This window comes from Amycolatopsis sp. NPDC048633 (assembly GCF_040650695.1).
In the GTDB taxonomy this organism is placed as follows: domain Bacteria; phylum Actinomycetota; class Actinomycetes; order Mycobacteriales; family Pseudonocardiaceae; genus Amycolatopsis.
Genome location: NZ_JBEZHS010000059.1, coordinates 24,643 through 32,359, shown reverse-complemented (window position 1 = coordinate 32,359; position 7,717 = coordinate 24,643). Strand labels below are relative to the sequence as shown.

Sequence of the window (7,717 nt, the reverse complement as noted above, 5' to 3'; positions counted from 1 at the left end):
TGCCCCCCCCCCGCGGCGGGGGGGGCGTCGGGCGGCGCGGCGGGGCGCCCCCGGGTGGGGGGCCCCTTGGTCGCGAATGACTCATTCGGGACTTCAGGCGCCGCGAATGAGTCATTCGCGACGTGCGGACTGGCTGCAACCAGCTCCCCGGCCCGCCGACCTGTCGCCGAAACTCGCCCTTGACAACTCCGCGGGCGCCCTTCAATCTCTCTAATTAACCGTACGGTACATACCTGACCGGTTAGTTACTGGACTGCGACGGCGCACCCGCGGAGGAGATTGACGTGACCGATCGTCCGGACGGCACCCTGGACGCACCTCCCGCGGGGAGGCCGGCGAAGGCGGCTTTGGCCGCGTGGGTCGGCAGTGCGCTGGAGTACTACGACTTCTTCATCTACGGCACGGCCGCCGCCCTGGTCTTCAACAAGATCTTCTTCCCGGCCTCGTCGCCGGCGACCGGCACCCTGCTGGCGCTCTCGACCTTCGGCGTCGGGTACGTGTCGCGGCCGCTCGGGGCGTTGCTGCTGGGGCACCTGGGGGACAAGTTCGGCCGCAAGCGCGTCCTGCTGGCCACGCTGCTGCTGATGGGGCTGTCCACCGTGCTCGTCGGCTGCCTGCCGGGCTACGGGACGCTGGGCGTGGCCGCCCCGATCCTGCTGGTCGCGTTGCGGTTGCTGCAGGGCCTTTCCGCCGGCGGTGAACAGGCCAGCGCCAACTCGATGAGCCTCGAACACTCCCCGGAAAACCGGCGCGCCTACTACACGAGCTTCACGCTCAGCGGCACGCAAGCCGGCCAGATCCTGGCCACCGCGGTGTTCCTGCCGGTGGCCGCGCTGCCGCAGGAAGCGCTGCTGTCCTGGGGCTGGCGTGTGCCGTTCTGGCTCAGCGCCGTCGTCGTGGTGGTCGGCTACTACATCCGCCGCTCCCTGGACGAAACGCCGGTGTTCCAGCAGGAAGTCGCGAGCGGCGAGGTGGCCAAGCTGCCCTTGGCCGTCCTGCTGCGCGACCACTGGGCCGACGTCCTGCGCGTGGTCGTGGCGGCGCTGATCGCTTCCGTCAGCACGATCTTCACCGTCTACGCGCTCAGCTACGCCGTGAACACCGTGGGACTGAGCAAGACACCCATGCTGTGGGTCGGGGTGCTGGCCAACGTCGCCGCCGTGATCTCGATCCCGTTGTGGGCGAAGTTCTCCGATCGCGTCGGGCGCAAGCGGATCTTCATCGCCGGGTCGCTGGGCTGCGCGGTCCTGATCTTCGCCTACCTCGGCGCCATCGCGGCCGGCAGCTACCTCTGGATCTTCGTCGTCGGCATCGGGATGTTCGGCATCGTCTACACCGCCACGAGTGCCGTGTGGCCGTCGTTCTACGGTGAGATGTTCCCGGCGCGGGTGCGCCTGTCGGGCACCGCGATCGGCACCCAGATCGGGTTCGCGATCAGCGGCTTCCTGCCCAGCATCGCCGTGGGGCTGACGGGCACGAGCCGGGGCGCGTGGCTGGGCGTCGCGATCTTCACCGCCGCGCTGTGCCTGGTGAACGTGATCGCCGTGGCCACCGGGCGGGAGACCTACCGGGTGCCGACCGAGCAGCTGGGAGTCAAGGAACCGGCGCCGGACCGCAGTGAGGTCGGCGCCCCGAAGTGAGCGAGTTCGAGGTCTACGCGCTGTGCTACGGCTGGCGGACGGGGTACCGCGGTGAGCATTTCTTGGGCTACGGCCCGGATTCCGCGGAACCCCATCCGACCGCCTACTACGTCTGGCTCGCGGTGTCGCCGGAGCACACGGTGCTCGTCGACGCCGGGATCCGGGCGGCGCGGGCGCGCGAGATCGACGGGCTGGACTACGTCGAACCCGTCCGGCTGCTCGCCGGACTCGACGTCGACCCCGGCGCGGTCGGCCACGTCGTCCTCACGCACCTCCACTACGACCACTGTGGCACGGTGGCCGACTTCCCCCGGGCACGCTTTGTGGTCCAACAGTCCGAAATGGACTATTGGACCGGCCCGTGGGCGAAGCGGATCGAACGGGAGCGGTGGCTGCTCGACGAAGTGGCCCTCGAACGCGTGCGGGCCGACGGGCACCTCGTCGACGGAGACGCTGAAGTGGTGCCCGGGATCAGCGTCCACCTGGTCGGCGGGCACACCGCCGGGATGCAGGTCGTCCGCGTCGAGACCGCCGCGGGCCCGGTCGTGCTGGCTTCGGACGCCAGTCACTTCCACGAGAACATCGACAACGACCACCCGGCGCCGCTGCTGCACTCGATGACCGGCGTTTACGGCGCCTTCGACCGCGTCAAGGAGCTGGCCGGCGCCGGTCTCGTGGTGCCGGGGCACGATCCGGAGGTACTCACCCGGTACCCCGTGGTCGCTGACCGGATCGTGCGGCTCAGCGGGTCGTCAGGTAGCTGACGAGCATGTCGGCGACCATCCGCCGGTGGTGGTCGTGGTGGGCGGGATCCAGCATGTCGCGGTCGAAGATGGCGTTGAACGTGTAGCGGTTCGCGGTGCGGAACACGCAGAACGCGCTGATCGCCATGTGGACGTCGAGCGCGTCGACGTCCTCGCGGAACTGCCCGGCTTCGCGGCCGCGGGCGAGGATGCGGGTGAGCACGTCGAGCGCCGGGTTGGCCAGGTTGGACAGGGCGGTCGAGCGGGCGATGTGCTCGGCGCGGTGGATGTTCTCGATGCTGACCAGCCGCACGAAGTCCGGGTGCGACTCGTGGTGGTCGAAGGTGAGCCCGGCGAGCTGCCGGATCGCCTCGGCGGGGTCGAGGTGGTCGACGTCGAGGTTCTGCTCGAGCGACCGGATGACCGTGTAGGCGCGTTCGAGCACCTCGACGAACAGCTGGTCCTTGTTGGTGAAGTAGTAGTAGATCATCCGCTTGGTGGTGCGGGTCTTCGCGGCGATCTCGTCCACCCGCGCGCCGTCGAAGCCCTTTTCGGCGAATTCGCGGGCGGCCGTGTCGAGGATCTCGGCGCGGGTCCGGTCCGCGTCGCGGATGCGCTCGGGCCCGCTCTTCGACACCTCATCCGGCGATGGTGCGGCCACGGACTTCCTTTCTCGCTTCGGCTGGTGTGCCCACTCTAGGTCCTTGCCGCGGGACGAAGCCCTTCACGGCGCGGGCGCCATGAGGTACAAATAACGTACTGGTTCGTACATTAGGGGAGTGCAGGTGTCGTTGTCTTCAGCCGTCGAGGCGATCCGTGCCCACGCCGCGCGGGCGACGCCGGGCACGGTGCTCACCGGGCTCGTCGGCGCGGGCATCGGGCCGTCGCTGAGCCCGCCCCTGCACGAGGCCGAAGCCCGCCGGCTCGGGCTGGAGCTGGGCTACGCCCGGTTCGACCTCGACGACCTCGGGGTGCCGGCCACCGCCGTCGGCCCGATGGTGGCCGCGGCCCGTGACGCCGGGTACCGCGGCCTCAACATCACGCACCCCTGCAAGCAGGTCGTGCTCGAGCACCTGGACGAGCTGTCGCCCGACGCGGCCGCGCTGGCCGCGGTCAACACCGTCGTGTTCCGCGACGGCCGGGCGGTCGGGCACAACACCGACTGGTCGGGGTTCGCCCGCGGCCTCCGCACCGGGCTGCCCGGCGTGGACCTCGGCTCCGTCGTGCTCCTCGGGGCGGGCGGGGCGGGCGCCGCGGTGGCCCACGGCCTGCTCACGGCCGGCGCGGGGCGCGTCCGGGTCTTCGACCTCGACGCCGGCCGGGCCGGGGAACTCGCCGCCGCACTGGCCGGCCGGTTCGGGCCCGGGCGCGCGTCGGCGGGAGCCGACCTCGCGGCGGACGTCGGCGCCGCGGACGGGCTCGTGCACGCCACCCCGACCGGCATGGCGGCCCACCCGGGACTGCCGCTTCCCGCCGCGCTGCTGCGTCCCGGCCTGTGGGTCGCCGAAGTGGTCTACCGCCCGCTCGAGACCGAGCTGGTGCGCACCGCCCGTGCCCTCGGCGCGCGGGTGCTCGACGGCGGCCGCATGGCGGTGTTCCAAGCCGTCGAAGCCTTCCGCCTGTTCACCGGGACCGAGCCCGACGCCGGGCGGATGCTGCGCCACCTCGGCGAGCTCACCGCCACCCCTCCTCCGGAAAGGCAGCCCGCCGATGTCCTCGACTGAAGCCCGCCGTTCGATCGCCACGGTCTGCCTGTCCGGGACCCTGGAAGACAAGCTGACCGCGGCCGCCCGGGCCGGGTTCGACGGGGTGGAGATCTTCGAGAACGACCTCGTCGCGTCGTCGTGGTCGGCGAAGGAGATCAGCGAACACTGCGCCGACCTGGGGCTGTCGATCGACCTGTACCAGCCGTTCCGGGACTTCGAGGCGGTCCCGCCTGCCGTGCTCGCGAGGAACCTCCGCCGCGCGGAGCTCAAGTTCGACGTCATGGAACAGCTGGGCGCCGACACGATGCTGGTGTGCTCGTCGGTGTCGCCGGACGCGGTCGACGACGACGAGCTCGCCGCCGAGCAACTGCGCCTGCTGGCCGAACGCGCCGACGCGCGAGGCCTGCGGATCGCCTACGAAGCGCTGGCGTGGGGGCGGTTCGTCAACACCTACGAGCATTCCTGGCGCATCGTGCGCCGGGCCGCCCACCCCGCGCTCGGGCTGTGCCTGGACAGCTTCCACATCCTCTCGCGGGGCAGCGACCCGGCCGCGATCCGCACGATCCCGGGGGAGAAGCTGTTCTTCCTCCAGCTGGCCGACGCGCCACGGTTGCAGATGGACGTCCTGCAGTGGAGCAGGCACCACCGGCTCTTCCCCGGCCAGGGCGCGTTCGACCTGACCACCTTCACCGGGCACGTGCTCGCGGCGGGCTATCGCGGACCGCTGTCGCTCGAGGTGTTCAACGACGTCTTTCGCCAGGCCGACCCGGCGCCGGCCGCCGTCGACGCGATGCGGTCCCTGCTCGCCTTGCAGGAGAGCCTGGGGGTCGCGGACCTGCCGGCCGCCCCGGAGCTCGCCGGGCACGCGTTCGTCGAGCTGGCGGCCGACGACGTGGCCGAGTCCGAGCTGGCGGCGGCGTTGCGGGGCCTCGGGTTCGCCGAAACGGGGCACCACCGGTCCAAGCCCGTCCGGCTGTGGCAGCAGGGGGACGCGCGAATCCTGCTCAACCGCACCGAACCCGGCCCGTCCGGAAGCGCGTCGGTCGGCGCGGTCGCCGTCGAGAGCGCGGACCCGGTCGGTTCGGCCCGGCGCGCCCAGCGGCTGCTCGCGCCGATCCTGCCGCGAAGCCACCGCGCGGACGAGGCGGACCTGTCGGCGGTCGCGGCGCCGGACGGGACCTCGGTCTTCTTCTGCCGCACCGGCGCCGAAACCGGCGACAGCTGGCTCGGCGACTTCACGGTGACCGACGAGGCCGGCCCGGGTGCCGGGGTGACCGGGATCGACCACCTGGCGCTGACCCAGCCGTTCGACCACTTCGACGAGGCGGCGCTGTTCTACCGCGCGGTGCTCGGCCTCGAGCCGGAGCCCGTGACGGAGTTCGCCGCGCCGTTCGGGCTGGTGCGCAGCCGCACCGTGGCGTCCGGCCGGGTCCGCATCACGCTCGAGTCGGCCCTGCTCCGGCGTGGTGAGTGGGCGCCCGGCGTGCGCGAGCCCCAGCGCGTCGCGTTCACCACGGCCGACGCGCTCGCGAGCGCCTCCCGGATGCGCGAGCTCGGGGCGCCGCTGCTCGACATCCCCGGGAACTACTACGACGACCTCGACGCTCGCCTGGCCCCGGATCCCGAGCTGCTCACCGCCCTGCGGCAGCAGTCGGTCCTCTACGACCGCGACGAGCACGGCGAGCTGCTGCACTTCTTCACGGTGGTGCTGGGCGGGCGCGTCTTCTTCGAGGTCGTCCAGCGGATCGGCGGCTACGCCGGCGACGGCGCGGCGAACTCCCCGATCCGGATGGCCGCGCACCGGCGGCAACGCGAGGCCCGCGGGACGTCCGCGTAGCCCGGCGGCCGGGTCAGTCCTGCCCGGCTTCGACCGGTGGTCCCTGCAGGTCGTGGGCGCGGAACAGGACCGCGTGGTCGACGCCCATGGCCTGGCCGCTCAGCGCGGTGAACTCCGGGATGAAGGTGCCGGGGGCGGGGTGGTCCGGAAGCGCGGCCAGGTACGCGGCGTGCGCCTCGAGCGAGGCGACGCCGCGGCGCAGCGGCTCCCCGGTGACGTCGACGCCGTGGGTCGCGCCGGAGCCGGCGAACCCGGGGATGATGAGCCAGCGCGCGGAATGCGGCTCGAGGCCCTCGTCGTCGACCTGCTCCGGGAAGACCCACCGGTTGCCCGCGTCGCGGACCGCGTCGAGCGTCGCGAGCCCGGCCGCGCGGTGGTCGGCCTGGTCGAAGCCGTAGGGCGTCTCGATCTCGTAGCCGGTGCCGAGGACGACGTCGGGCCGGAACCGGCGGATCTCCCGGCAGATGTCCCGGCGCAGGTCGAGCCCGTAGACGAGCACGCCGTCCGGGTGTTCGAGGACGGTCAGGTGCTCGACGCCGACGGCGGCGCAGGCGGCCCGCTGCTCGGCGACGCGCAGGCGGGCCGTCTCCCCGGGCGGGTTCGGCATGCCGGCCTCCCCGCGGGTCAGCAGGAGGTAACCGACCTCGATCCCGCGCGCGGTCCAGCGGGCGACGGCGGCGGACGCGCCGTACTCCATGTCGTCCGGGTGCGCGACCACGCAGAGCACGCGCCGGAAGGACTCCTCGGGCAGAGCGGGCAATGTCATGCCGGCCATCCTCGCGCGTGCGCGATGGCGGCGCTCAGTGCCGTTCTTCGATGCCGGTGTAGCGGCCGGGCATCACCATGCAGTACAGGCCGCCGGTCTCGTTGGTCATGCAGTAGACGGGCCGGTCCGAGCCGGAGCCGGCGGTCGGATCGCTCTGGTCGCCGATCTTCTGGATGGTGATGTGCTGCGGGTCCTTGGGCGGCGGTGGCGGCGCCGGCTTGTCCCACGGGTGCCACGCCAGCAGCCCGCCGCCGATCCCGGCGAGCAGGATCGCGGTGGCCAGCAGGCCATGACCGCCCCGCGGCTTCGTGGCCGCCGCCGCCGGCGGCTGAGGTTGAGGCGGCGATGGCTGCGGTTCAGGGGTATCCGGGTGCGCCATGCGGGACATTCAACATCATCGTTTCCCCGAGTCGATCTCGCCCCGCCAGGTGCGGCCCCGGGTCAGCGGCAGGAGCGGAAGAACGCCCGGACGTCGTCGACGAACGCCTGAGGTCGCTCCATCGCGGCGAAGTGGCCGCCGCGATCGAACGCGGTCCAGCGGGTGATCGTGGGGATGGCCCGCTCGGCCAGCGACCGCACCGGCAGCACGAAGTCACGCGGGAAGACGGCCACCCCGACCGGCACCCGCCATCGCGGTTCGGCGTCCGGCGCCTGCGGAACTGCGCGGCGACCTCGAAGTAGAGCTGTGCGGCCGACCCGCCGCTCGCGGTGATCGTGCCGGCGCTGGCCTGGCTGGGATTCGCGGCGTGGCGCGCCAAGAGGGTGCTGCCCGCGGTCATCATCGCCGCCGCGGCGGCGTTCTTCCTCAACCCGATCTACCCGCCGCTCCAGCAGGCGAACGCCGGTGGTGAGCCGATCCAATGGACGACGGCCGGCGAGACCATCGCGACTTTGGGCGGCTACTTGACGATCACGGCGCTGGCACTGGCTCTCCTGCCGGTGTGGCTGCCCCGGCTGAGCCGGCGGCCTCGTCCGGATGCGGAGTCCCGGCTGCCCGACCCCATGCTGTGACCCGCGTACGCCGC

General features: G+C 72.2%; 9 protein-coding genes. 5 read left to right on the top strand and 4 right to left on the bottom strand.

Features of this window, described 5'->3' with window-relative positions:
• Window positions 1-284: 284 nt before the first annotated feature.
• Window positions 285-1,640 carry an MFS transporter gene (locus AB0C38_RS47580; RefSeq protein ID WP_360687655.1) on the top strand — a complete coding sequence of 452 codons (1,356 nt, stop codon included), beginning with the start codon at window positions 285-287 and terminating at the stop codon, window positions 1,638-1,640.
• Complete coding sequence (locus AB0C38_RS47575) at window positions 1,637-2,404, top strand: N-acyl homoserine lactonase family protein (protein ID WP_360687652.1); 768 nt, start codon at window positions 1,637-1,639, stop codon at window positions 2,402-2,404. Before AB0C38_RS47580 ends, AB0C38_RS47575 begins: the two co-directional genes overlap by 4 nt.
• Here AB0C38_RS47575 and AB0C38_RS47570 read toward each other — a convergent pair.
• On the bottom strand, window positions 2,382-3,044 hold the full coding sequence (locus AB0C38_RS47570; RefSeq protein ID WP_360687650.1) for a TetR/AcrR family transcriptional regulator: 663 nt from the start codon (window positions 3,042-3,044) through the stop codon (window positions 2,382-2,384). The two genes, AB0C38_RS47575 and AB0C38_RS47570, sit on opposite strands and share 23 nt — an antisense overlap.
• A 130-nt stretch (window positions 3,045-3,174) precedes the next feature.
• Here AB0C38_RS47570 and AB0C38_RS47565 point away from each other — a divergent pair, with 130 nt between their 5' ends.
• Entirely contained in the window at window positions 3,175-4,107 is a 933-nt protein-coding gene (locus AB0C38_RS47565) for a shikimate dehydrogenase (RefSeq protein WP_360687661.1), read from the top strand.
• Window positions 4,094-5,926, top strand: a complete 1,833-nt coding sequence (locus AB0C38_RS47560; RefSeq protein ID WP_360687647.1) for a TIM barrel protein — start codon at window positions 4,094-4,096, stop codon at window positions 5,924-5,926. Before AB0C38_RS47565 ends, AB0C38_RS47560 begins: the two co-directional genes overlap by 14 nt.
• Before the next feature lie 13 nt (window positions 5,927-5,939).
• Here AB0C38_RS47560 and AB0C38_RS47555 read toward each other — a convergent pair whose 3' ends face one another.
• The 3 genes from AB0C38_RS47555 to AB0C38_RS47545 form a co-directional block, all read right to left on the bottom strand.
• A complete protein-coding gene (locus tag AB0C38_RS47555; RefSeq protein ID WP_360687644.1) occupies window positions 5,940-6,701 on the bottom strand; it encodes a PIG-L deacetylase family protein in 762 nt (253 codons plus the stop codon).
• 25 nt (window positions 6,702-6,726) lie between these two features.
• A complete protein-coding gene (locus AB0C38_RS47550; protein WP_360687641.1) occupies window positions 6,727-7,071 on the bottom strand; it encodes a hypothetical protein in 345 nt (114 codons plus the stop codon).
• Window positions 7,072-7,133: 62 nt separating this feature from the next.
• A complete protein-coding gene (locus AB0C38_RS47545) occupies window positions 7,134-7,304 on the bottom strand; it encodes a hypothetical protein (RefSeq protein ID WP_360687638.1) in 171 nt (56 codons plus the stop codon).
• A 96-nt stretch (window positions 7,305-7,400) separates the two neighbouring features.
• Between AB0C38_RS47545 and AB0C38_RS47540 the strand changes: the two genes are divergently transcribed.
• The gene (locus AB0C38_RS47540) at window positions 7,401-7,703 is read left to right on the top strand and encodes a hypothetical protein (RefSeq protein WP_360687635.1); all 303 of its coding nucleotides are present in this window, start codon (window positions 7,401-7,403) and stop codon (window positions 7,701-7,703) included.
• Window positions 7,704-7,717: the final 14 nt, after the last annotated feature.